The sequence below is a fragment of the Methanococcoides sp. genome (assembly GCF_030594565.1).
GTDB lineage: Archaea > Halobacteriota > Methanosarcinia > Methanosarcinales > Methanosarcinaceae > Methanococcoides > Methanococcoides seepicolus.
Genome location: NZ_JAUVEY010000204.1, coordinates 1 through 2,521 on the forward strand (window position 1 = coordinate 1; position 2,521 = coordinate 2,521).

A 2,521-nucleotide genomic window follows, 5' to 3' on the forward strand; every position below is an offset into this window, starting at 1 on the left:
TGCCTCAACGTCATACTTTCTCCTGAAGCGTTTGAGTATATCCTGGAAAGCACGAGGAGCTCCGTTACCATCGACCGCTACAGCCTCACCTTCCAGAATCGCGGAATCTGCATCCACATGGAGCTTCACTGCCTCAACGAGATCCGGCAGAGACAGCGTCACATTCTCAAGCCTCCTCGAAAAGATGTTGACAGAATCCCCATTCTTATGAATTTGAACCCTTGCACCATCGAACTTCCACTCTACAGCAAGCATGCCAAGGTCCTTAATAGCAGCCTCGATGCTCGGAGTGACCTGTGCCAGCATCATCTTTATTGGACGGTCAAGCTCCATCCTGAGCTTTGAGATCTCCTCAATGCCACCCTCTTTTGCAGCAACTGCCACAAGACCCAGGTCGTTGGTCACCATAAAACCACGTTCAATCTCCCCTGCCGGAACATCAAAAGCCTTAGAGATAGCATCACGAACAATACCTTCACCGACACCAATACGAAGGTCCTCGATAGCCAGTCGGGCAAGATAACGTGCTTCTTCAGGACTGGATGAATTGAAAAGGAATTGCAGGTTCCTCATCTTATTACTCTGTGAACCTGCACCTGAAGATCTGGAAATATCAAGGAACCGACCAAAGACATCCATTATAGAGATGGAAGGTTCCTCACCCATGAATGCAGAGAATGTAGACTGGTTCTTTTTCTGTTTACCAAGTGCCGCTACCGCGGTTTCACCTATATCGCCGGTGGAACGGACAAGGTCCTCAATGTCTTTCAGGGAAAGACCGGATGATCTCGAAAGGGCACCATACAGAAGACTCGTACCCACGCCAAGCTGTTCAACACTCCATGCAGGAAAAACATCCCCCATCACAAAATGGGTCACAACAGGAAGTTCCTCTGTCGATACCGACTTTAACATATCTGAGACAACATCGGTCATCTCCAGTGAACTTGAGATATGTTCGATCTGTTTACAAACGTCAGCGAATTCCTTGAAATCGGTCATGTATAGATATTCCTGTCGTTCCCATCAGGTAACCAGATAGCCATCAGTCCTTGTAGATGGATACAATATCGCTCAGGATAGCACTTGCAGTCTCAATAGAACCTGCACCCCTGCCTGTAACCGTAATGGTTCCTGCAAGATCGGTACACACCGATGCAACGTTCAACGTACCGCCCACAGCCAGAGGATGGGATGCCGGTACAAGGCGTGGTGAAACACGAAGACGATCCTTCTTGACCTCACCTATAAGCTTGATGACATAGCCTTCATCATAGGCAAGAGAAAGAGATTCCAGAGTTACCTTGGTAATTCCGGTAACATCCACATCCTGATAGGTTGCATCCTGATTGAATATGGAATTTGCAAGAATGACAAGTTTACATGCCGTGTCGATACCTTCCACATCATAGGTAGGATCAGTCTCAGCAATACCAAGCTCCTGTGACTCCGCAAGCATCTGCTCATAAGAAGCATGCTCTTCCATCATGCGTGTCAGAATGTAGTTACATGTACCGTTAAGGATGCCTTCCACACTGAGTATTTCATTTCCGGCAAGCGTATCCCTCACAAGATTGATGATAGGCATTGCACCGCCGACAGTGGCCTCAAAGAGCAACTTACGGTCAGCTCCCTCCGCAGCTTCGACAAGTTCCCGATATTTCAACGCAAGAGGACCTTTATTAGAGGTCACCACATGTCTGCCAAACTCAAAAGCAGCAACCATGTTAACAAGGCCGATGCCACCGGTCTCTATATCGGTAGGAGTTGTCTCGATCACAATGTCATGGTCCACACTTTTGATGACATCTTCCCCAGTAAGATTATCGATAGCAACAGTACCGAATTCCCGCTTTCTGCCAAGTGCAGCTTTAAGATCTATACCAGCAAGATTTACCTCAGCGCCTTTGGAATCAGCGATGGCCACAACGTCGAGGTCGATACCAAGAGACTTTAATTCATCACCCTTTCTCAGAAGGACCTCTGCAACACCCTGTCCAACTGAACCAAATCCAATAATGGATGCACGTACTTTTCTCATTGAATATCACCTTTATGAAATTTCAGCTTCAATTGGTTCTATAACCAGAAGATCCTTCTTGATCGCGACCTGCCTAAGGACCGATATCGCTTCATGAAGCTCATTCTTACCCACAGCATCTATCTTTAAGGAAGCAGATGAACGCATGTCTATCTGCGGCATTGAAAGAGAAATGTTCACGACCTCTGCAAAACCGGTCTTATCAATAGTATCAATGGTATCCTGTATATCAGTATGAACTATATGACCTATCAGGAGGACAGCACCATGTGCTGTGAAACGCTTCTCATCAACCCTTGCAACACCAATTCCATTCTCTTCAAGGCGACCTATAAGGACCTCAAGATTGGCAGGTTCTATCTCAAAAACAAGCTGTACCGGAATGGTACTTCTTGGAGTTCGTTCTTCATGATGATGCACGATCGATTTCAAGTTCCCTTTTAGATCCGAAATCGGATTCAAAGCCAGAAGCAATTGTCC

At 46.5% G+C, this 2,521-nt stretch carries 3 protein-coding genes; all 3 read right to left on the minus strand.

Going from position 1 to position 2,521, the window contains the following annotated elements; translation table 11 throughout:
* Positions 1–1,002: ATP-dependent DNA ligase (locus QAS77_RS11525; protein WP_442920372.1), on the minus strand; the 1,002-nt coding region annotated here is incomplete at its 3' end.
* A gap of 43 nt (positions 1,003–1,045) precedes the next feature.
* Positions 1,046–2,041: a homoserine dehydrogenase gene (locus QAS77_RS11530; RefSeq protein ID WP_305065707.1), complete on the minus strand. Its 996-nt coding sequence runs from the start codon at positions 2,039–2,041 to the stop codon at positions 1,046–1,048.
* Between the two features lie 12 nt (positions 2,042–2,053).
* Positions 2,054–2,521: amino acid-binding protein (locus QAS77_RS11535; protein WP_305065709.1), on the minus strand; the 468-nt coding region annotated here is incomplete at its 5' end.

Bases quoted from the DNA above. Each gene is read 5' to 3' on its own strand.
- QAS77_RS11530 (WP_305065707.1), bottom strand. From the start codon at position 2,041: ATGAGAAAAGTACGTGCATCCATTATTGGATTTGGTTCAGTTGGACAG.